Source organism: Helicobacter salomonis (assembly GCF_017979425.1).
Lineage (GTDB): Bacteria > Campylobacterota > Campylobacteria > Campylobacterales > Helicobacteraceae > Helicobacter > Helicobacter salomonis.
Genome location: NZ_JAERIS010000068.1, coordinates 1 through 236 on the forward strand (window position 1 = coordinate 1; position 236 = coordinate 236).

Sequence of the window (236 nt, forward strand, 5' to 3'; positions counted from 1 at the left end):
TCTTGGTATTTCATTCTTCTTCCACCTTTGCTTGTAGTGGAAAATTAGCAAGTTTAGCCGCATCCATAACTTTTTTTTGTTTTGAAAGAGCTATTTCCTGGGTGTAAATGCCACAAATTCCAGAACCATTGTGATGAATTTCTAACATTGTTTGACTTGCTTTCTCAAGGTTTTGATGAAAAATATTCATCAAAATTTCTATGACAAAATCCATGGTTGTTACATCATCATTTAAG

1 protein-coding gene is annotated in these 236 nt (G+C 32.6%); it reads right to left on the bottom strand.

Going from position 1 to position 236, the window contains the following annotated elements:
- Positions 1 to 10: 10 nt before the first annotated feature.
- A partial coding sequence (locus KCO92_RS07295) for an ATP-dependent Clp protease adaptor ClpS (RefSeq protein ID WP_210647492.1) occupies positions 11 to 236 on the bottom strand: 226 nt, incomplete at its 5' end.